The organism is Litorivicinus lipolyticus (assembly GCF_009650135.1).
Lineage (GTDB): Bacteria > Pseudomonadota > Gammaproteobacteria > Pseudomonadales > Litorivicinaceae > Litorivicinus > Litorivicinus lipolyticus.
In genome coordinates this window covers 352,311-375,234 of the sequence record NZ_CP045871.1, presented here as the reverse complement: position 1 = coordinate 375,234, position 22,924 = coordinate 352,311, and the positions used below count along the sequence as shown (strand labels likewise).

Here is a 22,924-nt window from a genome sequence, read left to right as displayed (position 1 = left end):
GAAATAAAATTACGTCGCCTCGACATACCTAACACGGACAAGGGTCGGCGACACAACACGGAGAGTAAACAAAATGGCTAAAATTATTGGTATCGACTTGGGCACCACCAACAGCTGCGTAGCGGTATTGGACGGCGACAAACCCAAGGTCATTGAAAACGCCGAAGGCGATCGCACCACCCCCTCGGTGGTGGCCTACACCGGCGACGAAATTTTGGTTGGCCAGAGCGCTAAGCGCCAGGCCGTGACCAACCCGACCAACACGTTGTACGCAGTCAAGCGCCTGATCGGCCGCCGCTTCGAGGACAACGTTGTCCAAAAAGACATCAGCCTGGTGCCGTTCAAAATTATTCCGAACGACAACGGCGACGCCTGGGTCGAAGCCCACGGCCAAAAAATGGCACCGCCGCAGGTGTCTGCTGAAATCTTGAAAAAGATGAAAAAATCAGCCGAAGACTACCTCGGCACCGCCGTGACCGAAGCGGTCATCACGGTACCGGCCTATTTCAACGACGCCCAGCGCCAAGCCACCAAAGACGCCGGCCGTATTGCGGGCTTGGATGTTAAGCGCATCATCAACGAACCGACCGCAGCGGCACTCGCCTATGGCATGGACAAAGACGCCGGCGACCGCACCATCGCGGTATACGACTTGGGCGGTGGTACCTTTGACGTGTCGATCATTGAAATTGCTGACGTCGATGGCGAAAAGCAGTTCGAAGTACTGGCCACCAACGGCGACACGCACCTGGGCGGCGAAGATTTTGACCTGCGCCTGATCGACTTTTTGGCCGCGGCCTTCAAAGGCGACACCGGCATGGACCTGAAAGGCGACCCGCTGGCCATGCAGCGCCTTAAAGAAGCGGCCGAAAAAGCCAAAATCGAGCTGTCATCCAGCCAGCAAACTGACGTCAACCTGCCGTACATCACCGCTGACGCGACCGGCCCCAAGCACCTGAACGTCAAAGTTACGCGCTCGAAGCTCGAATCGCTGGTTGAAGACATGGTCATCGACAGCCTCAAACCTTGCAAACAGGCACTTCAAGACGCAGACCTGAGCGTTGGTGAAATCGACGACGTTATTTTGGTCGGCGGACAGACCCGCATGCCGATGGTTCAAGCCAAGGTCGCAGAGTTCTTTGGCAAAGAGCCGCGCAAAGACGTCAACCCGGACGAAGCGGTTGCCGTTGGCGCCGCCTTGCAAGGCGCGGTGCTGTCGGGCGACGTCAAAGACGTGTTGCTGCTCGACGTGACGCCGCTGAGCTTGGGCATCGAGACCATGGGTGGCGTAATGACGCCGCTGATCGAAAAGAACACCACCATCCCGACCAAGAAAACCCAGGTGTTCTCGACCGCCGAGGACAACCAACCGGCGGTGACGATCCATGTGCTGCAGGGCGAGCGCAAGCAAGCCGGTGCCAACAAGAGCCTGGGTAAGTTTGACTTGAGCGATATCCCGCCGTCACCCCGCGGCATGCCCCAAATCGAAGTGGCTTTCGACATTGACGCTAACGGCATCTTGAACGTCTCGGCCAAGGACAAGGCGACCAATAAAGAGCAGTCCATCGTGATCAAGGCCTCATCTGGCTTGAGTGACGATGAAATCGAACAAATGGTCGCTGACGCCGAAGCCAATGCCGCGGACGACAAGCGTTTCGAAGAGCTGGTAGCCGCACGTAACGCAGGTGACGGCCTGGTCCACGCCACGCGCAAAGCCATGACCGAAGCCGGTGACAAGCTGACCGACGACGATAAAGCGCCGGTCGAAGCTGCCGCCAGCGAGCTGGAAGAAGCCCTCAAAGGCGACGACAAGGACGCGATTGAGGCGAAAACCGAAGCCCTATCGCAGGCCCAAGCGAAAATCGCTGAGAAGCTGTACGCCGCTGAGCCGCAGGCCGAAACCGCCGATGCTGGCAGTCACAACGACGCCGGTGATGACGTGGTCGACGCCGAGTTCGAAGAAGTTAAGGACGACAAGTAACCGAGCACTAGGCCCGCTCAAGCGGGCCTGACTCGTGAGGCGGTGGTAGCCGTCAGCAGGAGAACACATTGTCAAAGCGCGATTATTACGAGGTTCTGGGCGTGTCGAAGGATATCGACGGCAAAGAGCTTAAAAAGGCGTATCGAAAAAAAGCCATGAAATACCACCCGGATCGTAATCCGGGCGACGCCAGCGCGGAAGAAAAGTTCAAAGAACTGTCCGAAGCCTACGAAGTCTTGTCCGATGGCGACAAGCGCGCAGCTTACGATCGTTACGGCCACAGCGCTGTTGACGGCTCACAAGGCGGCGGGTTTGGCGGTGGCGGCGGCGGTAGCGACTTCGGCGACATCTTTGGTGACGTATTCGGCGACATCTTTGGTGGCGGTGGTGGTCGTGGCCGTCAACAGGGCCCGCCGCGTGGCGCGGACCTGCGTTATTCGATGGAGCTAACCCTCGAAGAAGCCGTTCGCGGCGTCGAGAAAAAAATCCGTATACCGACCCTGGTGAGTTGCAAACCGTGCGACGGCAGTGGCGCCAAACCCGGCAGCAAGCCCACGACCTGCGGTACCTGTAATGGCCACGGCCAGGTGCGCATGCAACAGGGCTTCTTTGCCGTTCAGCAGACCTGCCCGCGTTGTCATGGCCGCGGCCAAGTGATCGACGACCCATGCAACAGCTGTGGCGGGCGTGGTGTCAACGAAGAAACTAAGACGCTGTCCGTTAAGATCCCATCAGGGGTCGATACCGGCGACCGGATTCGTTTAAGCGGCGAAGGCGAAGCTGCACCCGGCGGCGGTCAGACCGGAGACCTGTACGTTCAGGTTTCGGTTAAACAGCACGCGATCTTTGAACGCGACGGCAAAAATCTGTACTGCGAAGTGCCGATCAATTTCGCCGATGCGGCATTGGGCGGTGACTTGGAAGTTCCGACGTTGGGTGGCCGGGTCAAGCTGGCGATTCCGGAGGGCACCCAAACTGGCAAGGTTTTCCGGCTGCGCGGCAAGGGCATCAAGCCGGTCCGGGGTGGCTCGATCGGCGATTTGCTGTGCAAGGTCGTGGTCGAAACCCCGGTTGGCCTGAGCGCGGAGCAAAAAGCACTATTGGCACAGTTTCGCGAATCGACCACCGGCAAAAAACACTCACCCAAAAGCTCAGGGTGGTTTGACTCGGTCAAAAGCTTCTTTGACGGCGTTTAGATAACTAAGCGCCAATATTACCCACAAAACGCACAACCCGTTCACAGTCTAGGATCACTCGGCCTGCGTAAAGTCTTCTATACTTTAACGCATGGCCGACTACCGAATATCCATTATTGTTGACTCGTTTGACGACTGCCTCGCGCTCACCCGCCGGCTGTCGCAAATTGATGGCCATCACTATCACACCACCCTGATTCACGATGTCCAAACCGGCTTTGAAGCGATCGCCCAACAGCACGCGGACCTGTACTTTGTCGATTTGGATTTAGCCGGTGACAACGGCATAGATTTGTTGCGCCGCGCTCAGTTTATTAACAACCGTAAACCGATCGTGGTGGTAACCGGCAACGAGAATCCCATTATCGACATGCAGGCGCTGGAATTGGGTGCGACCGACTTCATCAATAAAAATGAACTGACCCCACAGATGCTCAATCGCACCATACGCCACGCCATCACCCGCAAAGTGCACGAACTGCGGCTACAGCATGCAGCCACCCATGACGCACTAACCGAACTGGCCCAAAAGCACCACTTCCAAGCCGAACTGGACCGCGCGATCAGCCGACACCTGCGCAGCGGTGATAGCTTTGGGCTGCTGCTGCTGGATTTGGACCAGTTCAAACCCGTCAACGATGAACACGGCCACCGCGCCGGCGACGAGTTGCTAAAGCGTGTCGCGGAAGCCCTGCAGCGCAGCGTGCGCAATGGTGATTTAGTCGGCCGCTTGGGTGGCGACGAATTCGGTGTGTTGCTGGAATCCGTGACCGCGGATGACCTAACCACCATTCGCAATGCCATCAGTCGGCGTGTTCAGCACCCCATGTCGTGGCGCAACACTCGGGTTCAGGTCGGCTGCAGTATCGGCGCCGCGGTCTATCCGTCGGACGCAAAATCGGCCCAAGCACTACTGGAAATTGCCGACCACCGGATGTACGCCGAGAAAGGCACTAAGACCGATCGCTTGGTCAGCCAGCGATAGCCCTACACACCGCGCCGCAAAAACCCTAAACTAGCGCCCCTGTTTCAAGGAGTGCCCATGAATCCATTTGTAGTCGATGTCGGCGACGACGATTTTGAATCCGTTGTTATGCAAGGCAGCCAGACCCAGCCAGTGCTGGTGGATTTTTGGGCGGACTGGTGCGCCCCGTGCAAACAGGTCGCACCGATCCTGGAATCCTTAGCCGCGGAATACCAAGGCGCGTTTTTGCTCGCCAAGGTCGACACCGAAGCCCATCAAATGCTGGCCTCCCAGGTCGGCGTGCGCTCGCTGCCGACGGTCTTGTTAGTGGTTGACGGTCAGGTCGCAGATCACTTCATGGGCGCACTGCCGGAAAGCGAAATTCGCGCATTCTTAGACAAGCACATTCAAGCCCCCAGCCTCAATCCGCTGGACGTGGCGCGCGAATTGATTGACGCCGGCGAGTTGGATGCCGCCATTGGCGAGCTCAACGCGATCGTATTAGCGGACGGTGAAAACCACGATGCTTTTTTGGAACTGGCGGCGGCACTGAATTTGCGCGGTGACAACGACGATGCGGCGGCGATTGTCGACCGCCTGCCGGTTGACTATGCCAACCACCCCACCGCCATGCGCATCAAGGCCCAGGCCGCACTGCATGCGCTGATTGACGACGCACCGGACTTGGCCGCCTGCAAAGCCCAATTCGACGCCGATCCAGCGGACCCGGAAAACGCCTACCTACTGGCGGCCCGAGAAGCCCAGGCGGGCGAATTGGACAGCGCCATTGAGCGCCTATTGGCACTGGTCATGCACCACCGCGAGCACCGCGATGACGGTGCCCGTAAGATGTTGATCCAGTTGTTTGATTTGCTCGGCAAAGAGCACCCCAACGTACGCGCTGGCCGTCGCCGCCTCGCCACGGCGCTAAACTGATGCCGACCTCGACAACCTGGTTATTGCCGGACGGCATTGACGAAGCCGGCCCACGCGCCGCCGCCGAGATCGAGCACCTGCGCCGGGTCTGCTTGGACCGTATGCGCACCTTTGGCTATCAGATGGTGATACCGCCGATGGTCGAGTTTGTGGACTCGTTGCTGACCGGCGTCGGCCGCGACCTTGGCTTGCAGACCCTCAAGGTCACGGACCAACTGAGCGGTCGCCAGCTCGGCATTCGCGCCGACATGACCCCCCAGGCGGCGCGCATGGACGCCCGCACTGGCGAGGGCATCAACCGCCTGTGCTATTGCGGCTCGACCTTGAAAGCGCGCCCACAAAAACTCGGCGACTCGCGTGCGCCAATCCAAATTGGTGCCGAGTTGTTCGGTCACGACGGTTTGGGTGCGGACCTGGAAATCTTGAGCCTGCTACTCGACCTGACCGACGCACTGGGTCTGCCGCGCCTGACCTTAGACGTCGGCCACGTTGACCTTTACCGCTTGGCGATTGCGACGGTCGCCGCCGATCAAACCGGCGAGGCCGAACGTGCGCTGGCCCAAAAAGACAGCAGCCAACTGGCCGAGTTGGCGCTTGAACCCAGCGTCGAGGCGTCGCTGCTGCGTCTAATGCACACCCAAGGCGGGCCGGACTGCCTGGACGCGCTGCGCGACGCATTCCCCGGCGCCGACGACGCCCTGGACCAATGCCAAACCTTGGCCGGCGCACTGGCCGGGCGCGTCAACTTGCACTTTGACTTTGCCGAGGGCCGTGGCTCGCACTACCATACCGGCCTGGTGTTTGCCCTGTATGCGCCCGACGAGGCCGCACCACTGGCTCAGGGCGGCCGCTATGACGCGGCCGGCGAGGCCTTTGGCACCCGCCGCGCAGCAACCGGATTTAGCGCTGACCTGCGGCTATGGCAAAGCCATGCCAAACTGGGCTTGGCAGCCCCCATGCCGATCACGGCACCGAACCTAGAAGACCCCAGCTTAACTGAGGCTATCGCCGCCCTGCGCATGCAAGGCGAAATCGTCATAACGGATTTTGACGGCACCGCGACTTGCACGCGACGCTTACGAAAAACCGGCACGCAATGGACAATCGAGAACGCACAATGAACAAAAGCTTGGTGGTATTAGGCACCCAATGGGGTGACGAAGGTAAAGGTAAAATCGTTGATTTGTTGACCGATCAAGTCAGCATCGTGACCCGCTATCAGGGTGGCCACAACGCCGGCCACACGCTGGTCATCGACGGTAAAAAAACGGCACTGCATTTGATCCCTAGCGGCATCATGCGCAGCAACGTCACCTGCGTGATCGGCAACGGCGTGGTCTTAAGCTTGGATGCGCTGCTAAAAGAAATTGACGGCCTTCAAGACAACGGCGTCGAAGTCATGAGCCGGCTAAAAATATCGCCGGCCTGCCCGTTGATTTTAGATGTGCACGTGGCCTTGGACCAGGCCCGCGAAGCGCGCCGCGGCAAAGCCAAGATCGGCACCACCGGCCGCGGCATCGGCCCGGCTTACGAAGACAAAGTCGCACGCCGTGGCCTGCGTTTGTCGGATGCCTTGGTGCCTGCGACTTTCGAAGCCAAGCTGCGCGAAATGCTGGACCACCATAACCACATGCTGACCAGCTACTACGGTGCCGAGGCCTGCGACCTGCAAAGCCAAGTGGACAAAACACTGGCCCAAATTGAACGCCTGCGCGGTTGCATTACCGACACGGTGGCGCTGTTGCACAAGGCCCGCGAAGCTGGCGAAAACTTACTGTTTGAAGGCGCCCAGGGCTCTTTGCTGGACATCGACCACGGCACCTACCCCTACGTCACCAGCTCCAACACAACCGCCGGCGGCGTCGCATCCGGCTCCGGTTTTGGTCCGCTCTACCTGGACTATGTGCTGGGCATCACCAAGGCCTACACCACACGTGTTGGCAGCGGCCCCTTCCCGACCGAATTGGATGACGACATCGGTGAACACCTGGGCCGCGTCGGCCAGGAATTTGGCACCACCACCGGTCGCGAACGTCGCTGCGGTTGGTTCGATGCCGTGGCAGTTCGCCAAGCGATCCAAGTCAGCTCGATCACCGGGTTGTGCTTGACCAAACTGGACGTCTTGGACGGACTCAAAGAAGTCAAAATCTGTATCGCTTACGAGCTGTCCGACGGCACCCGCGTTGAAAGCCTAACCGACGTCTCGCGTTTGGACGAAGCGACACCGATCTACGAAAGCATGCCCGGCTGGGACGGCATCACCTTTGGCGTGCAGGACTACGACGCACTGCCCGAGGCGGCGCGCAATTACGTCGCGCGCATCGAAGCCCTGGTCGGCGCGCCTTTCGACATCGTCTCGACCGGCCCGGACCGCATTCAAACCTGCGTGCGTAACGCTGACCTGTTTGCCTAGGTGATCGAACCCCTGCTCAACGCCATCGCGCCGTTGGTGTTGATGATGGCGCTGGGCAATGGTTTGCGCCGCACCTTGGTGCGCGAATCCGGCGTCTGGAGCGGCATCGAAAGCATTGTCTATTACGTGCTGATGCCGGCCCTGTTGTTTTCAACCATCGCCCGCGCTGACCTGGCGGACCTGCCTTGGGCGGATTTGCTGACGACCTTGTACGGCACCATCTTGATCATGGCCACGCTGGCATTGGCACCGCTGCTATGGGGCTCGACGCACCTACCTGCCGCCACCCGCAGTAGCCTGTTCCAAGGCGTCACACGCTTTAACCTGTATGTTTCGCTCGCACTTGGGGTGTCGCTGTTTGACGCCCAGGGTTTGGCACTGCTCGGATTGCTATCCGGCGCCATCGTGGTGTTCGTGAACGTGCTGTGCGTCAGCGTAATGGTTAGCCTGAGCAGCGGCTCGCTCAACCTTCAACGGATGCTTACCGAGGTCGCACGCAATCCTTTGCTGCTGGCCTGTTTGGCCGGCGGCAGCGCCAGTGCCATTGACCTGACGCTACCGGCCTTTGGCTGGCAAACCCTTGAACGCCTGGGCCAAACCGCACTGCCGCTGTCGCTGCTAGCGATCGGCGCCGGACTGAGCATTCAAAAGTTCAACCGCAACCTCGGTTTGAATCTGTATGCCGGGGCTGGGCAATTGCTGCTGAAACCAGCCATTGCCTGGGCCTTGGTGATGGCCACTGGATTGGATTTGGCCTACGGCGCCGTGGTCGTGCTGTTGCTGGCGACACCGACCGCACCGTCCAGCTACATCCTGGCGCGCAAACTCGGCGGCGACGCCCACGCCATGGCCTCGATCGTGGTGTTCCAATCTGTGGTCGGCTTTGCCAGCTTGCTGCTGGTGCTATCGCTGTGGCAAATAGTCAACGGGGTTCGTTTCACCTGAGGCAATGAAATACGGATTAAGCGGATCCGCTTTACCGTAGGCCAGGGGCTGCCCAGCCAAGTCACAGATTGAGCCCCCGGCGCCCATCAAGATCGCCTCGCCCGCACCGGTATCCCACTCACAACAAGGCCCCATGCGCGGGAACAGGTCGGCCTGCCCCATGGCGATGGCACAAAACTTTAGACTGCTGCCGCGCTGGATACGCTCATGCACCGGCAACGCGGCAATAAAGTCGAGGGTTAGCGCATTGAGATGGTTGCGCGACGCCAACACCCGCAGCGGCGATTGGGTCGCCGTGACTCGGATCGGGTCGCCATTGAAAAACGCCCCCTGCTCTGGGCCACCCCACCAAGTTTGGTTAAGCGCCGGCGCGTCGATCACGCCCCAAACCGGCCGACCACGGTGGATCAGCGCGATATTGACGGTGTACTCCGGGCTGCCGGCGACGAAGCTGCGGGTACCGTCTACCGGGTCGACCAACCAAAAGGTTTCGCTGGCGGAAAAATCACCGTGGCTCGATTCCTCGGAGCGAATCGGGTAGCCCGGCAACCCCGCACTGATAATAGCGTCCGCTGCCAAATCCGCCTGGGTCAGTGGCGAGTCGTCGGATTTGTCGTAGACCTCAAAGTCGCCGCGAAAAAAGTCCAGCGTGGCGGCGCCTGCGCGCTGGGCCAGAGCAATGATTTGACCTGGCTGGCTGACCGTAACCATAAACAACTCCATGTTAAGTGGACCCGTGACTTGGCAAAGGGTGGCGTTTCAATACAGACTAAAGGTCTATGACGATAAAAACGAAATCCCCATGACGTTATTGCGGTTTTTACCCGCCCTGATCAGTGCCCTATTGTTTGTCGGGTTCGCCAACCAATACAGCACTATCGCCGCCGGCGGCGTGATCGAAGCCAGCTGGCCGTGGTTACCGACGCTGGGCGTCGAACTGGCCTTTCGCTTGGATGGATTGTCGCTGCTGTTTGCGCTGCTGATTACCGGCATTGGCGCCATCATACTGTCGTACGCGGCGGACTACTTCAAAACCGACCCTCGACGCGATCGCCTGCAAATTCTAATGGGCCTATTCGCGCTGTCGATGCTGGGACTGGTGTTGGCGGACGACGCCATCAGCTTGTTCCTGTTTTGGGAAGGCACGACCCTGACCTCATTTTTATTAGTCGGGTTCGACCACCACCGCGATGTCGCCCGGCGTAACGCCGTGCAAGCCTTGATCATCACCGGGCTTGGCGGTTTAGCGCTGCTGATCGGCTTGATCACCATGCACCAGATCACCGGTACCTGGCGGCTGTCGGAATGGAACGCGCTGGGCTTCACTGAACACGCAGCCTATCCGCTGATTTTGCTGGCCGTACTGGTCGGCTGCTTTACCAAATCGGCCCAATTTCCGTTCCATTATTGGTTGCCCAATGCGATGGCGGCACCGACCCCGGTCAGCGCGTACCTGCACTCGGCTACCATGGTCAAGGCCGGCATTTATTTGATGCTGCGCCTGAACCCTGCGTTGGGCGGCTCGGATTTGTGGATGACCGCGCTGATCTCCTGCGGCGCTATCACTATGACTTTGGGGGCGCTGTGGGCGCTGCGCCAAACCGATTTAAAGCTGATGATGGCCTACACCACGGTGATGGCGCTGGGCGCCCTGACGCTGCTGATTGGGCTGGGCAGTGACAAGGCGTTAATGGCCGCGATTGTATTTATTCTGGTCCACGCCTTGTACAAAGCCGCACTGTTCTTAAGCGTCGGCATGATGGACAAACAGGTCGGCACGCGGGACCTGCGCAAAATTCATGGCATGGGCCGACGCATGCCGATTGCCTGGGCCTGTGCGGCCTTGGGTGCACTCAGCATGGCCGGCATTCCACCGTTGCTGGGATTTCTCGGCAAGGAACTCATCTATGCCGCCACCCTGGGCCATTCGTGGTGGGTCTCGGTGATTGCGTTAGCCGCCAACGTGATGATGGTGATGACCGCATTGGCCGTTGCTTGGGGCCCGTTTACGGGCTCCCCGAGCCACGACTCCGCCAAGCCGATCAGCGTCGCCATCTGGTGGGGGTCGTTGCTAATGGGGCTGTTGGCGCTGACCCTTGGCAGCCTGCCAAGCTTAATCGACACCAGACTGATTGCGCCGATCTTGAGCGCCGTGACCGGTCGCGAGCAAAGCCTGCACCTGTCGCTGTGGCACGGCATTAACGGGCCGTTGTTGATGAGCCTATTAACCTACGCATTGGGCTTTGCGATGTACCGACTGATGCCGCGTATTCGCGCCACGCTGGCGGACATTGAAGCGCGCTACGGCGAAATGGACCAGCTCTACCAGTGGAAGCTCGACAGTCTGCACCGGCTGGCCGCCGCGACCACCCGTCAATTGCAAAACGGGCGCATGACATTTTACCTGCGGGTGACCTTTGGAGTGATGAGCCTGACGTTGTGGGCGGCGCTGTTGAACGGCGCGCTGGCCCTGCCACCGACCGCACTAGCACTCAGCTGGGTCGACATTATCGTTGGTCTGCTGGCGATGGTCGGCACCTGGGTGGTGGTGCGAACCGAGTCGCGCCTGATCGCCATCAGCGCGCTGGGTATCGTTGGCGCCACGGTCTCGATTGTGTTTGTGATGTTCGGCGCCATCGACGTCGCCATGACCCAGTTGCTGGTCGACACGCTGATGGTGGTTTTCATTGCGGTCGCGCTGGTGCGCCTACCGCGGGTTAAGTTGGAGCGCATCACCAACCGTATCGCCGGTGTCATCGCCATCACCTTAGGCGCCGGCGTCACCCTGGCTATGCTGGCGGTGCTGACCGTGCCGATCGACTTAACCCTGAGTAATTACTTTGGCCAAAACAGCCTGACCCAGGCCCTGGGTCGCAACGTGGTCAACGTGATTTTGGTCGACTTCCGCGCCATGGACACCTTGGGCGAAATATCCGTGGTGGTGATCGCAGCCCTGGCGGCGATCGCCGCGCTGAAATCCAAACCCGAGGTGAAAGACTTTTGAACTCACTTGTCTTATCGACCATTACCCGGATTTTAGCGCCCCTATTGCTGGTGTTTGCGGTGTTCATCCTGTTGCGCGGCCACAACGATCCCGGCGGCGGCTTTATCGGCGGCCTGATCGCCTCGATTGCGTTCATTTTGGTCAGCAAAGCCGAAGGACGACGCCACGCCCAAAACGCCCTGCGCGTGCGTCCCCTATCGATCGCCGGGACCGGCCTGTTATTAGCCATTGTTGCGGGGTTCTGGGGCTTGATTGCCAAGGGCGCGTTCTTAAAAGGCATTTGGCCGCTGATCGTTTATAACGCAGACGGCAGCAAAGGCGGACTTCCGGTGGGATCGATCCTATTGTTTGACGTCGGCGTGTTCCTGGTCGTCATCGGCGGCGTCTGTGGCATCTACTTCAACCTTGAAAAAGCCGTGGGCGAGGACGTTGACTGATGGATATTTTATTGGCCATCGTAACCGGCGTACTGGTCGCAGGCGCCAGCTACCTGATGATGGCGGGCACCTTGGTGCGCTTTTTATTGGGTTTGGTCCTGATCTCTAACGCCGTCAACCTGATCATCTTTGTCGCCGGACGCCTGACCTACGCCGGGCCACCACTGATCGACAGCGCCAGCAAGACACTGGCTGCCGGCGCCGCGAACTCCTTGCCCCAGGCCCTAATATTGACCGCAATTGTGATCGGCTTTGGCCTGTTCGCCTTTACCCTGGCGCTGTCCCTGCGCGCCTATTCACAGCTCGGAACGGATGCCGCCGACGCCATGCGCGAAGCGGAACCCGAGGACCGTCCATGACCCTATTGCTCGGCCCCATTATTATCCCGCTACTGACGGCGACACTGTGTTTGCTGCTGCGCGATTCGCGTGCGGCGATGCGGGTGACCTCGTTGCTAGGCACCTTCTGCCTGGCTTACGTCGGCGCCATGCTGTATCTGCACGTCCAGGAAAATGGCCCCCTCAGTGCCCAAATGGGCGGTTGGGACGGTCCATTCGGCATCACCTTGGTGGCGGATTTACTGTCCGCCACCTTGGTCATGCTGACGGGCATCCTAAGCCTGTGCGTGGTGATTTTTGGCTACTCGGACCTGACCTTTGGCGAGGAACGCAACGGCCACATGGTATTTACCCAAGTCCTGTTGGCGGGTGTCTGTGGGGCCTTTTTGGCCGGCGACCTGTTCAACCTGTACGTCTGGTTTGAGGTGATGTTGATTGCCTCGTTTGGGTTACTGGTGGTTGGCGGCAAATCGATCCAAATCGACGGCGCGGTCAAGTATGTCGGCCTGAACCTGATTGCGACCACCGCCATGTTAGCCGGCATCGGCTTGATCTACGGCGCCACCGGCGGCCTTAACCTGGCTCACCTGCACCTGCTGCTGGACGGCCGTGGCGGTGAACCTGCAGTGCTGACGGCAGCGGCGCTGTTGCTGTTCGCCTTTGCCACCAAATCGGCCATGTTCCCGTTATTTTTTTGGTTGCCGGCGGCCTACCATACGCCTGCGCATACGACGTCGACCCTGTTTGCGGCGCTCTTGACTAAGGTCGGCATCTACACCTTGCTGCGCGTGTTTACCCTGGTATTTGACCTGCAGCACCCACTGATTCAGTCGTTGCTGTGGATCAGCGGTGTGTTGACCCTGACGGTTGGTGTGTTTGGCGCCATTCACGAGGTCCAGGCGCGCCGTGTGCTGGCGTTTTTGGTTATGGTCAGCATTGGCATCATGACCCTGGGCATGGCCGCCGGCGACGTCGCGGCGCTTAAGGGCACCTTGCTGTACCTGATGCAGACTCTAATCGTAACCGCCGCGCTGTTCATGGCCGTGGGTTGTGTGGCGTACCTGTCCGGTACCGAACGCCTGGACGAAATGGGCGGCCTGTGGCGTTCACACCCCGTGGTCGGCAGCCTGTTTGTATTAATTATGCTGGGGGTTGCGGGGATCCCGCCGACCTCGGGATTTTGGCCCAAGGTGTTGCTAATGGATGCGTTTGCCAGCGAACAGCATTGGGGCTTGGTGATTGCCGTAGCACTGGGCAGCTTGGGCACTCTGTATGCGGTTATGCGGCTGTTCAGTGCCGCGTTCTGGCAGGAGCCCAAAGCGCCGTTGCCGGAACTGAACTTGGACTTTAACCGCGCCGCGCCGATGACGGCGCTGGCGTTTTTAGTGGTCGGCCTGGGCATCAGTGCCGAATTTCTGATCCAGGTCGCCGATCAAGCCAGCCAAGCGTTGACCGACCCAAGCTTGTACATTGAACGGGTACTGGGAGCACAGCCATGATCGCTTTAGTCACCAACCTGGCCCTGGCCATATTGATGGCCAACCTTTTGTCAGACAACAGCGTCACCTCGGTGCTGGCGTTTATGGTCGTCGCGTTTTTCATGACCTGGCCGTTTCGCCACAGCTTCGGCCCGTCGGACTATCACGGCCGTATCCAGCGCGTGTTCGGCTTGATTGGCTTCTTTCTATACGACCTGGTGGTGTCCAGCTTCAAGGTCGCCTACGACGTCGTCACGCCGCCGCTGTTGTCGCGACCTAAGTTTTTGGTCATGCCGCTGGACGCCACGACCGACGCCGAAATTATGTTGACCGCGAATTTAATCTCGCTCACACCCGGGTCGTTGTCGGTCGATATCAGCGCGGACCGAAAGTCGTTACTGGTCCACACCATGTTTGCTGGCCAGTCCGCCGAACAAGCCCGCGCCAGCCTCAAAGATGGCATGGAGCGGCGCGTCATAGAGGCCCTGCGATGAGCATATTCAGCACTGCCTTGACCGGATTTGTCGGCTTCGCCAGTGTCGCCGCCGCCCTGATGGTATTGCTGGCGCTGGTGCTGACCGCCGTGCGCTTGTTGCGCGGCCCCAGCCTGGCCGACCGAGTGGTCGCCCTTGACCTAATCTCGATGCTGTTGGTCGCCTTTCTGGTAATTTTTGCGACCTCGTCGGCGCTGGAGTCGTACCTGGATGCGGGCTTGGCGCTGGCGTTGGTGGCGTTTTTATCCACCGTCGCCTTTGCACGCTTTATTGAGCGCTCCGGGCATATTGAGGACGACGCATGATCGGGTTGATGCTAGATGTTGTCGCCGGCAGCCTGATTTTGTTGGGCGGCGCCTTTTGCCTGGTCGCGGCGGCCGGCGTTGTGCGCATGCCGGACGTATTTGTGCGGATGCATGCCTCGACCAAGGCCGGCACGCTCGGCGTTGGGTTGATTGGCTTGGGCGCCTGTGTACATGTCGCCGAAACCGGATTTGTGGCCAAGGCGCTGTTGATTATTGCCTTTATGATCTTAACCGCACCGGTCGGTGCGCACTTACTGGGCCGGGCCGCCTTTCGCAGCCGAACCAAGGTCTGGGGCGGCACCGAACTCGATCCACAGGTCGAAGAATTCCGCCAGCCGCTTGACTCAAGTCAATCTACCCAAAGCCCCGCCCAGCAAGACCCTCAGCCTTGATCTAAGTCAATTCACCGAGGCCTCATCAGCGCTATAACTACGCCATACCGAAACGCACGGGAGGCGCATATGTTTGGCATTGATGAAGCGACATGGGGCACCGTTTGGCCCAGCTTACTGGGTATCCTAATCATCGTCGGCGCGATGGGATGGGGACTAGAAAAGGCCCTACTGAAAATCCGAAAAGGCGCTTAACACCGCGTCCGTGGTGGCGGTTTCCGCCGCTACCACCTTCAAATCCGGCCACCCGCGCAACCAGGTTAACTGGCGTTTCGCCAGTTGCCGTGAAGCAATCACCGCGCGCTCCACCCACTGCGCACGCTCACTGCCGTCACTCAAGCCCATGATCGCTTGGCGATAGCCGACCGCGCTCATCGACGTCAGCGACGGCTCGAATTTCGGGTGCGCCATCAAGCCGCGAACCTCGTCTTCGAACCCAGCTCGCATCATCAATTCAAATCGCTGGGCAATTCGCCGGTGTAACCAAGCTCGATCGTCCGGTACCAGCGCGACGCTGCGAAATTCGTAGGCGCTGCTGGTGCTAGGGACGTGAAAGTCACTCAGTGCGCGCCCGCTCAGCCGGTGCACTTCAAGCGCCCGCTCAATCCGACTTGAGTGATTCGGATGCAGCCTCGCCGCGCTAACCGGGTCGACCTTGGCCAACTGGGCGTGCAACGCCGGCCAGCCATCGGTGGCTGCGTGCGCACGGATCTGGGCACGAACCCCCGCATCAGCCGACGGCAAGTCCGGGTTCATGTCCATCAGCGCTTTGAAATAGAGTTGGGTGCCGCCGACCAATAGCGGTTTGTGGCCGCGATCGACAATCCCGCGTACCAGCGCCGCACAGTCATCGCGGAAGTCACCGGCGGAATAGGGTTGCCAAAACTCGCGAATATCAATCAAGGCATGCGGCGCCAATGCTTGTTCCGCAGCGCTCGGTTTAGCACTGCCAATGTCCAGCCCGCGATACACCAGCACGCTGTCGACGCTGATCAGTTCAAAGCCGTGGTGACACGCTAAATCAATCGCAATCCCGGTCTTGCCCGACGCCGTCGGGCCCATCAGGGCATACAGCGGCGTCTTAGCGTCCACGCAAAAATAGCCGATCCAATTCGTGCATGCTGAGCGCCGTCCAGGTGGGACGGCCATGGTTGCATTGGCCACTGCGCTCGGTGCGTTCCATGTCGCGCAACAGCGCGTTCATTTCCGGCACCGTCAGTCTGCGATTGGCGCGGACACTGCCGTGACAGGCCATAGTCCCCAACAGCTCGTCGCGGCGGGCCAAAATTCGTTCGCTGGTGCCGTATTGCTGCAAGTCCGACAGCACGTCGCGGACCAAGGACTCGGCCGATGCGTTCTGCAACAGCGCCGGCACCGCGCGTACCGCCAAAGTCTCGGGGCCTAAGCAGTCGACCTGAAAACCAAACTGAGCGAACACCTCACTGCGTTCCTGGGCCAACTCCGCTTCGGTTTCGCTGACCGCCATGGTCACCGGCAACAGTAACGGCCGCGACGCCAGGCGTTGCTCATCGTGGGCGGTTTTCAAGGCTTCATAGGTGATCCGTTCATGCGCCGCGTGAATGTCGACCAGCACCAGTCCATGGCTGTTTTGGGCTAACAAATAGACCCCGTGCAACTGGGCCACGGCATACCCCAGCGGCGGTATTTCGTCGTCACTGTCCGCCAGTGCGACCGGCTCGCGCGCTTCAAAGACCGCCGGCGGCGCCGCCAACTCCGCCAGCCCCAGTAGCTGTTCGGATACCGCGCTGGGACGCACTGGTTGGTAGTTTGGAGCACCCGCGCTTTGGTTAAACGTCAGCGGCGACTGGGTCTGCAATTGCGCGGGCGCCGGCGCCACGTCCAGTGACTCAGCCGAGGCCGACGGCATGTCCGTTCGAACCTGGGCCAACAGCCGGTGCAATGACTTGAACAGGAAATCATGAACCAGCCGCTGATCGCGAAACCGCACTTCGTGCTTGGTTGGGTGCACGTTGACGTCGACCGAGGCCGGATCCAGTTCCAGGTACAGCACATAGGCTGGGTGGCGTTGGCCGTACATGACATCACGGTAGGCCTGGCGAATGGCGTGCCCGACCAAGCGGTCACGGACCACGCGGCCGTTGACAAACAGGTACTGCAAATCCGGCTGTGAGCGGCTAAAGGTTGGCGCTGCGACCCAGCCATGTAGGCGCAGCCCAATGGCTTCAGCTTCAACCGACAAGGCCGCGTCCATAAAGGGCTGGCCCACCAGTTTGGCAATACGAGCAGCACGCGCCGCTTCGGTCGCGGCCTGCGGCAGTTGCCAATGCACCTTGCCGTCGTGGACCCACTCAAAGCCGACGTCGAACCGGCTCATGGCTTGGCGCGATAACGCGGTTTGAATGTGGTTCTGCTCGGTTTTTTCGGTTTTTAAAAACTTACGCCGCGCCGGGGTATTAAAGAACAGGTCCCGAATTTCCAGGGTGGTGCCGCGATTACGCGGGGCCGGCCGCACGTCGGCGACCATGTCACGCCCTTCGGCGCTGACACAAAAACCCGTCTCACCCTCGACCGCGCTGGTCAGCGTCAAGCGCGAGACCGACGCAATCGAGGCCAAAGCTTCGCCACGAAAACCCAGGGTGGCGACACCCTCCAAGTCATCCAGGTCCTGAATTTTACTGGTCGCGTGACGCGCCAGTGCCAGTGCTAGCTGCTGTTGCTCGATACCATGCCCGTCGTCACTGATGACCAGCGACGCGATGCCGCCACGCTCGGCCTCGACGCGAATACGAGTGGCGCCCGCATCCAGGGCGTTTTCAATCAGCTCTTTGGCGACACTGGCGGGCCGCTCGACCACCTCACCGGCAGCAATCTGGTTGGCCAGGCGCGGCGACAGTACCTTAATCACGAGCGCGGAATATCCAGCTTCTGACCGATGCGAATGGCGTTCGAACTGAGCCCATTGGCCCGGCGAATCGCCGCCAAAGTCGTGCCATTTTTCTTGGCGATCGCAGACAGCGTGTCACCACGAACCACCACATAGGCGTCCGGCTTGGCGCGTTTCTTTTGATCGACCACGGTGTTGGCCGGTGGTGAGCTTTCAAAGTAGCTGACAATGCCGCGACGGATGGCCGCCGCAACCTTGTCTTGATCGGCCGGGTTGGTCAGGCGCTTTACGTCCTGGGCATTCGACAGAAAGCCCAGCTCAACCAGTAGGCTTGGAATATCAGGGCTACGCAAGACGACAAAGTTGGCCTGTTCCAGGCGTCGACGGTGCATGCGCGCGACACCGCTCATTTCATTGATGACCTTGGCGCCGGCTTGCTTGCTGATGCGAATGGCCGAGTCGACCGACATATTCAGCAGCACCTTGCGCAGGTCGTCATCCACATCGCCCAAATCGACACCGTGGGATAAATCCACAGCGTTCTCGCGCTTCGCCAACCAGCGCGCGGTCTCCGACGTTGCGCCACGCAAACTCAGCGCATAAACACCGCCGCCGTAAACAGAGCGATCCTTGGGGAAGCTGTCCGCATGCAAACTGACAAAGAAATCAGCATCCGCAGCGCGCGCCAGCTGGGTCCGCTTGCCCAGCGCGATGAAGCTATCGCCGCTGCGCGTCAGCTTGCCTTGAAAGCCCGGTAAACGGTCGAATTCGGCCTTCAGTTTACGCGCGATCGCCAACACCACGTCTTTTTCACGAATGCCGCCCTTGGCCAAGGCGCCCGGGTCTTTGCCGCCATGACCCGGGTCGATCATGATGACAATATCCCGAGCCGGCACCGATACCTGTGGCTGGACCGCCGGGGCGGCAGCCTTGGCCACCACCGGCGCCGCCTTGGATTCAACAGCCGGATTACCGGCAATGTCCAAGACCAAGCGATTCGGTGCTGCCCCGTCCCCGGCCAAGGTGAAGGCCTTGGAGGGGAAGTCACCGGCCAAATCAAACACCAGGCGCACGCCATCCCCACGCCGCGCCGCACGGACGCCGCGCACCTGTGCACTGGACAGTGCAAACAGCGTCGCCGGCAAACCGGTCGAGGTGGCGCTTAAATCGACCACTAAACGGTTCGGCCCGGTCAGGTGGAATTTGCGATACTGGACCGCCTCAGACAGTTCTAGCACCAACCGCGTGGTGCCATTTTCAGTGGTCGAGCGGACATCTGTCACGCGGACCTCTGCGCGGGCCCAACCCGCCGCCAACGTCAACAATAACGCGGCCATTGCTATCAATTTTTGCATGTCAGCAGGGTACGCAGTCACGACCCATTGCTCAACCAATCCGTGCGCGATGGGCGGCACACGCGACCGTCGCCAGCATAGTCAAAATCCAGCACCAGCGTTGGCGCCGGCAGCCACCCAAGGCCACGCTCAGCCCACTCGATCAAGACCAGATCGTTACCGTCAATGGCATCACGCACGTTTAAAAATTCCAGCTCCTCGGCGTCGCCCAGCCGGTAAAGATCCAGGTGCCAACAGCGCCCCGCCGGCGTTGGGTATTCTTCGATCAGGGTATAGGTTGGCGATGGCACCGCCCCCGTGTGGCCGAGCGCCTGAATCACATGCCGCGCAAAGAAACTTTTGCCGGCGCCCAGTGGCCCACGCAAGCTGATGTACCCCGCCCGCGGTAATGCCTGAGCACAGGACTGCGCCCACGCCACGGCAGCACTTTCATTGTCCAAGTTCACGTCAAATGGCCCTTATCCGTTAGACTGTTCCCATGCAGTTTACCCACGATCCGACCGACTTCCGACTCCAACTTAATGCCCGCGCCGGCGAACTGGGTTTTCGCCGAGTCGGCGTCGCGTCCCTCGATCAATCCGACGCCTTGGCGCATCTGGATCAATGGCTTGCGGACGAATTTCACGGCCAAATGAGCTGGATGGAACGCGGCCGGGACCTGCGTGCGCACCTGTCACAGGTGCACCCAGATGCGCGCCGGATTGTGCTCGGCGTCACGGACTATTTGCCGCCGGACACCGACCCCTGGGGGGTGATTGGCAACCCCGAAAAAGCCTACCTAAGCCGTTATGCCTTGGGCCGCGACTATCATAAAACCCTGCGCAAGCGCATGAAGGGGCTGGCTCAATCGCTGTCACCCTTTATTCAACCGCATGGGTTTCGGGTCTTTGCGGACAGCGCACCGGTGCTGGAAAAACACTTCGCCGAGCAAGCCGGGCTGGGCTGGATTGGCAAGCACACGCTGGTGCTAAGCCGTGACGCCGGTAGCTGGTCGTTTATCAGTGGCTTTTTAACCGACGCGCCGTTGCCGACCACCCACGAACCGGAACAACCGCGCTGTGGGTCATGCACCGCGTGCATTGATATCTGTCCGACCCAGGCCATTGTCGCACCTTATCGGCTGGACGCGCGGCGTTGCATTAGCTATCACACGATTGAAATGACCGGCCCGATTCCAGACGAATTCCGCCAGCCGATGGGCAACCGCGTGTTTGGCTGCGATGACTGCCAGCTGATTTGCCCGTGGAACCGCTATGCCGATACTGGGGATGACCAATTCAACCCACGCCACGGCTTGGAATCGCCTGATTTACTGGCGCTATGGGCATGGAGCCGGGTTGAATTTGATCAGCGCACCCAAGGCATGGCGATCCGCCGCGCCGGTTACGACAAGTTCCGCGAAAATCTATTGATTGCGATGGGGAACGCCCTACCCAACCCGGCCATTGCCGGCGCTCTGGCGGCCTGCCAGCCTGAAACCGACGCCCAAGCCGAGCATCTACGCTGGGCTCTTAGCCGCGGATAAAGTGCTCACGGTAGTGGCGCAGCTCGGCGATGCTGTCGCGAATGTCGTCCAGCGCCAGGTGTGCGCCATGTTTAGACAGCCCGGCGGTGACATCGGGGCGCCAGCGCCGGGCCAGCTCTTTAAGGGTGCTGACATCCAGGTTGCGGTAATGAAAAAAGGCTTCCAGTTTTGGCATGTAGTTGTATAGAAAACGCCGGTCCTGACAGATGCTGTTGCCGCACATGGGGCTTTGTCCGGCCTCCAAAAAGCCCGACAGAAAATCGATCGTAGCGGCTTCGGCTTCGGCCTCGTCGACGCGCGACTGGCGCACGCGCTGGACCAAACCGCTGCGGGTATGGTGCGTGGTGTTCCACTCGTCCATCCCGTCCAGGCGCTGGTCACTTTGGTGAATTGCCATCACCGGCCCTTCGGCCAGGACGTTCAGCTGACTGTCCGTGACAATGGTGGCGATTTCAATAATCCGGTCCGATTCGGGCAACAGCCCGGTCATTTCCAAATCAATCCAAATTAAATTGTCACTCATGCACTCAGCCTGTTGGTGGGTTTTAGCGATAGCTCGACCCGATCACGGCCGCCACGTTTGGCCGAGTATAGCGCCTCGTCGGCCCGCGCAAACAGCCCCTCAAAGGGCACATCAGCCTGATCAAGCACCTCGCGGGCCAAGCCGGCACTGGAACTCAGGGCAACGCGTACGTCGCCATGCATCAAATGAATGGACCGAATCCGCTCCAACACCGCTTTGACCTGGTTTTCGGCATCGATCAGCCCAGTATTGGGTAGCAACATGACGAATTCCTCGCCGCCATAGCGACTGACAAAGTCAAGCGGTCGCACACAGCTATTACTCAACACCTTTGCCACGCTAACCAGCGCATCGTCACCGACGGCATGGCCATGTGAGTCGTTCAGACGTTTGAAGTGATCCAAATCGAACACCGCCAGCGCAATCGACTCAATCCCGGAGCGGTTGAGCAGGCGCACGTGGTTGGTCAAGGCGGCGCGGTTGGCAAGGCCGGTCAAAGGGTCGGTGTTAGCGACATCGCGAATCGCCGACATGCTCTCTTGAACCAGCCCGTTATCGTCCGCACGGCGGCGCTCCGCGGCATAGGTTTCGGCCCGGGCGTCCGCCGCCAAATCGATCTGGTGCGCCAGCGCCACATCCGCCTCACGCCGCTCCAGCACCTGTTCACGCGCAAACAGCGCGACCCCAAACGTCAGCAAAAACATCTGTGGCACAGCCGTCACCACGTACAGCTCGGTCGACATCCCGCCCAGATACAGGACCCCTTCCGTATCCAGTGTCAGCAGCCCGGCTCCGACCAGAAACAGCACCGCGCTGGCGATAATCGGAACCCGGGTTTCCAGCGGAAATTCCCGCGTTAGGCTGCTGAGGCCGAGCGCCGATACCCAAATACCAACGTTGGTGTACATGCCGATCTTAGTCGCCAGCGTATAGGGCATGTACCAGGCACCAAAAGCACCGACCAGCACCCAGGCAAAAATAGCCGCATCGATCGGCGTCGGGCGCCGGCCAAATTCACGCCGTGCCAGCACCAGGTAAGCGTGCACACACCCAGCCATGGTGAACAGCAGCATCGGAATCAGTTCACGCGGCATGATCAAGTGGGCCGGCCAAGCCAACGCGAACGCCCCCTCCAACATGCCCTGCCAGGTTGCGCCCATCACGAAATACAACCCAATCGCCACCAGCGCCCAGGCCCGCAGCACAATCCCCATCAAACAATAGATAAAGCAGCCCGCCAACAGCACGCCAAACAAAATGCCCCCAGTCAGCGCGCTCGACTCCAGTTTGGCCGCAAACTCGCCAGTCGGCATCAGCGACATTCGCAGCTTGAGCGCGCTGTCGCTCTTAACGCGCACGTACAGTGTGCTGGCACCGGACGGTATCGCCAGCGGCATCGCCAACTTGCGGCTGGCAATCGGATGCTCGGACAGTGCAATCGAGCGGCCCGTGCGCTGTTGATCCAACAGCGACCCGTATTCGTCGACTAAGAACGCATCAAATTCGTCCAACAACGCATACTCAGCCACCAATACGCGCTCGCCGTCTACCGAGGCTCCACGTGCCAGTGGCCAGCGCAACCACACCGCGGACTGACGAAATCCGAACGCGCGCTCACCGCGATCGTTCATTTGCCACGGCGGCGCAACCGCGCCGAGCAGCAGGTCATTGATCGTGACCTCGCCACTGTCGTCCCACCAAATTTGGGCATCGGACGTTATTGCCTGACTTTGATTCTCCAAAACCACCGCCTGCGCTACCATGGGCCAAAC

Annotated in this window: 22 protein-coding genes; 15 read left to right on the top strand and 7 right to left on the bottom strand. The window is 60.0% G+C overall.

Translation table 11 applies throughout. The annotated features are described in order from the left end of the window. The first annotated feature begins 73 nt into the window (after positions 1 to 73). The 7 genes from dnaK (at position 74) to GH975_RS01870 (ending at position 8,435) form a co-directional block, all read left to right on the top strand. On the top strand, positions 74 to 1,981 hold the full coding sequence (gene dnaK, locus GH975_RS01900) for a molecular chaperone DnaK (RefSeq protein ID WP_153712887.1): 1,908 nt from the start codon (positions 74 to 76) through the stop codon (positions 1,979 to 1,981). A 68-nt stretch (positions 1,982 to 2,049) separates the two neighbouring features. Beyond that, on the top strand, positions 2,050 to 3,177 hold the full coding sequence (dnaJ, locus tag GH975_RS01895; protein ID WP_153712886.1) for a molecular chaperone DnaJ: 1,128 nt from the start codon (positions 2,050 to 2,052) through the stop codon (positions 3,175 to 3,177). A gap of 91 nt (positions 3,178 to 3,268) precedes the next feature. Continuing rightward, the gene (locus GH975_RS01890; RefSeq protein ID WP_153712885.1) at positions 3,269 to 4,162 is read left to right on the top strand and encodes a GGDEF domain-containing protein; all 894 of its coding nucleotides are present in this window, start codon (positions 3,269 to 3,271) and stop codon (positions 4,160 to 4,162) included. Between the two features lie 57 nt (positions 4,163 to 4,219). Beyond that, on the top strand, positions 4,220 to 5,077 hold the full coding sequence (gene trxA, locus GH975_RS01885; protein WP_153712884.1) for a thioredoxin: 858 nt from the start codon (positions 4,220 to 4,222) through the stop codon (positions 5,075 to 5,077). Next, the gene (locus GH975_RS01880) at positions 5,077 to 6,198 is read left to right on the top strand and encodes an ATP phosphoribosyltransferase regulatory subunit (RefSeq protein WP_153712883.1); all 1,122 of its coding nucleotides are present in this window, start codon (positions 5,077 to 5,079) and stop codon (positions 6,196 to 6,198) included. Before trxA ends, GH975_RS01880 begins: the two co-directional genes overlap by 1 nt. After that, positions 6,195 to 7,490 (top strand): adenylosuccinate synthase, encoded by a 1,296-nt coding sequence (locus GH975_RS01875; RefSeq protein WP_153712882.1) that lies wholly within the window; start codon positions 6,195 to 6,197, stop codon positions 7,488 to 7,490. The genes GH975_RS01880 and GH975_RS01875 overlap by 4 nt, the downstream gene beginning before the upstream one ends. Beyond that, complete coding sequence (locus GH975_RS01870; protein WP_153712881.1) at positions 7,491 to 8,435, top strand: AEC family transporter; 945 nt, start codon at positions 7,491 to 7,493, stop codon at positions 8,433 to 8,435. It begins immediately after the preceding gene. On the opposite strand, the gene GH975_RS01865 is transcribed toward GH975_RS01870, so the two are convergent. Next, positions 8,394 to 9,146, bottom strand: a complete 753-nt coding sequence (locus GH975_RS01865; protein WP_153712880.1) for a 3'(2'),5'-bisphosphate nucleotidase CysQ family protein — start codon at positions 9,144 to 9,146, stop codon at positions 8,394 to 8,396. The genes GH975_RS01870 and GH975_RS01865 overlap by 42 nt on opposite strands. Before the next feature lie 91 nt (positions 9,147 to 9,237). On the opposite strand from GH975_RS01865, the gene mbhE reads away from it, so the two are divergent. From mbhE to mnhG, 7 genes are read left to right on the top strand one after another with little or no spacing between them, the layout of a single operon-like run. After that, entirely contained in the window at positions 9,238 to 11,439 is a 2,202-nt protein-coding gene (gene mbhE, locus GH975_RS01860) for a hydrogen gas-evolving membrane-bound hydrogenase subunit E (RefSeq protein ID WP_211365823.1), read from the top strand. Beyond that, complete coding sequence (locus tag GH975_RS01855) at positions 11,436 to 11,876, top strand: MnhB domain-containing protein (protein WP_153712879.1); 441 nt, start codon at positions 11,436 to 11,438, stop codon at positions 11,874 to 11,876. The genes mbhE and GH975_RS01855 overlap by 4 nt, the downstream gene beginning before the upstream one ends. After that, positions 11,876 to 12,235 (top strand): Na+/H+ antiporter subunit C, encoded by a 360-nt coding sequence (locus tag GH975_RS01850; RefSeq protein ID WP_153712878.1) that lies wholly within the window; start codon positions 11,876 to 11,878, stop codon positions 12,233 to 12,235. The genes GH975_RS01855 and GH975_RS01850 overlap by 1 nt, the downstream gene beginning before the upstream one ends. Continuing rightward, positions 12,232 to 13,713, top strand: coding sequence for a proton-conducting transporter transmembrane domain-containing protein (locus GH975_RS01845; protein ID WP_153712877.1), 1,482 nt, complete (start codon positions 12,232 to 12,234; stop codon positions 13,711 to 13,713). The genes GH975_RS01850 and GH975_RS01845 overlap by 4 nt, the downstream gene beginning before the upstream one ends. Continuing rightward, positions 13,710 to 14,186 (top strand): Na+/H+ antiporter subunit E, encoded by a 477-nt coding sequence (locus GH975_RS01840; RefSeq protein WP_153712876.1) that lies wholly within the window; start codon positions 13,710 to 13,712, stop codon positions 14,184 to 14,186. Before GH975_RS01845 ends, GH975_RS01840 begins: the two co-directional genes overlap by 4 nt. Continuing rightward, positions 14,183 to 14,491 (top strand): monovalent cation/H+ antiporter complex subunit F, encoded by a 309-nt coding sequence (locus GH975_RS01835; protein ID WP_153712875.1) that lies wholly within the window; start codon positions 14,183 to 14,185, stop codon positions 14,489 to 14,491. The genes GH975_RS01840 and GH975_RS01835 overlap by 4 nt, the downstream gene beginning before the upstream one ends. Beyond that, entirely contained in the window at positions 14,488 to 14,883 is a 396-nt protein-coding gene (gene mnhG / locus GH975_RS01830; protein WP_153712874.1) for a monovalent cation/H(+) antiporter subunit G, read from the top strand. The genes GH975_RS01835 and mnhG overlap by 4 nt, the downstream gene beginning before the upstream one ends. A 168-nt stretch (positions 14,884 to 15,051) precedes the next feature. Here mnhG and miaA read toward each other — a convergent pair whose 3' ends face one another. From miaA to tsaE, 4 genes are read right to left on the bottom strand one after another with little or no spacing between them, the layout of a single operon-like run. Beyond that, the gene (gene miaA, locus GH975_RS01825; RefSeq protein ID WP_246164743.1) at positions 15,052 to 15,975 is read right to left on the bottom strand and encodes a tRNA (adenosine(37)-N6)-dimethylallyltransferase MiaA; all 924 of its coding nucleotides are present in this window, start codon (positions 15,973 to 15,975) and stop codon (positions 15,052 to 15,054) included. Continuing rightward, positions 15,965 to 17,770 carry a DNA mismatch repair endonuclease MutL gene (gene mutL, locus GH975_RS01820; RefSeq protein ID WP_153712872.1) on the bottom strand — a complete coding sequence of 602 codons (1,806 nt, stop codon included), beginning with the start codon at positions 17,768 to 17,770 and terminating at the stop codon, positions 15,965 to 15,967. The genes miaA and mutL overlap by 11 nt, the downstream gene beginning before the upstream one ends. Then, entirely contained in the window at positions 17,767 to 19,086 is a 1,320-nt protein-coding gene (locus tag GH975_RS01815) for an N-acetylmuramoyl-L-alanine amidase (protein ID WP_170272512.1), read from the bottom strand. Before GH975_RS01815 ends, mutL begins: the two co-directional genes overlap by 4 nt. 35 nt (positions 19,087 to 19,121) lie before the next feature. Next, positions 19,122 to 19,550: a tRNA (adenosine(37)-N6)-threonylcarbamoyltransferase complex ATPase subunit type 1 TsaE gene (gene tsaE / locus GH975_RS01810; RefSeq protein ID WP_153712870.1), complete on the bottom strand. Its 429-nt coding sequence runs from the start codon at positions 19,548 to 19,550 to the stop codon at positions 19,122 to 19,124. Between the two features lie 32 nt (positions 19,551 to 19,582). On the opposite strand from tsaE, the gene queG reads away from it, so the two are divergent. Beyond that, positions 19,583 to 20,629 carry a tRNA epoxyqueuosine(34) reductase QueG gene (gene queG / locus GH975_RS01805; RefSeq protein WP_153712869.1) on the top strand — a complete coding sequence of 349 codons (1,047 nt, stop codon included), beginning with the start codon at positions 19,583 to 19,585 and terminating at the stop codon, positions 20,627 to 20,629. Here queG and orn read toward each other — a convergent pair. Further along, positions 20,616 to 21,152 (bottom strand): oligoribonuclease, encoded by a 537-nt coding sequence (orn, locus tag GH975_RS01800; protein WP_153712868.1) that lies wholly within the window; start codon positions 21,150 to 21,152, stop codon positions 20,616 to 20,618. The two genes, queG and orn, sit on opposite strands and share 14 nt — an antisense overlap. Continuing rightward, positions 21,149 to 22,894, bottom strand: a complete 1,746-nt coding sequence (locus GH975_RS01795) for a sensor domain-containing diguanylate cyclase (RefSeq protein WP_170272511.1) — start codon at positions 22,892 to 22,894, stop codon at positions 21,149 to 21,151. Before GH975_RS01795 ends, orn begins: the two co-directional genes overlap by 4 nt. Positions 22,895 to 22,924: the final 30 nt, after the last annotated feature.